This window comes from Arthrobacter sp. JCM 19049 (assembly GCF_001310435.1).
Genome location: NZ_BAXF01000966.1, coordinates 1 through 507 on the forward strand (window position 1 = coordinate 1; position 507 = coordinate 507).

Below are 507 nucleotides of genomic sequence, written 5' to 3' on the forward strand. Positions count from 1 at the left end.
GCCCTGCAGTGCGAGCGCCAACCGGCCGGTTGCGGGCAGTGCACCGCCTGCGTGCAGGTCCTGGAGGCACCCACCGGATGTGGACTTCATCTCCACCCACAAGGTCGCCTACCAGATCGAGGACGTGCGCCAGCTGATCACCCGCGCCCAGGAAAGCGCGCGCACCGGCGCTGGCGGATCATCATCATTGAGGACGCGGACCGGATGACCGAGCGCACCACCAATGTGCTGCTCAAGGCCATCGAGGAGCCGCCGGCACGCACCCTGTGGTTCCTGTGCGCCCCCTCCCCCGCCGATGTGCTGGTCACCATCCGCTCCCGCTGCCGCGCGGTGAATCTGTCCATCCCTTCCGTGGATGAGGTCGCTGATCTGCTGGTGCGCCGCGACGGCTGAGCCAGGAGCAGGCCCACTTCGCCGCCCGCGTCTCCCAATCCCACATTGGGGTGGCCCGGATGCTGGCCCGGGACGAACAGGCCCGCTCCCGGCGCGAGGAGGTCATCAGCTGCC

2 protein-coding genes are annotated in these 507 nt (G+C 69.2%); both read left to right on the plus strand.

All coding sequences use genetic code 11. The annotated features are described in order from the left end of the window. On the plus strand, positions 1–208 hold a 208-nt coding region (locus tag JCM19049_RS22860), incomplete at its 5' end, for a hypothetical protein (RefSeq protein WP_306420842.1). Then, positions 205–393 (plus strand): hypothetical protein, encoded by a 189-nt coding sequence (locus JCM19049_RS22865; RefSeq protein WP_054822112.1) that lies wholly within the window; start codon positions 205–207, stop codon positions 391–393. The genes JCM19049_RS22860 and JCM19049_RS22865, both read left to right, overlap by 4 nt. The last annotated feature ends 114 nt before the right edge of the window (positions 394–507 follow it).

Bases quoted from the DNA above. Each gene is read 5' to 3' on its own strand.
- JCM19049_RS22865 (WP_054822112.1), top strand. From the start codon at position 205: ATGACCGAGCGCACCACCAATGTGCTGCTCAAGGCCATCGAGGAGCCG.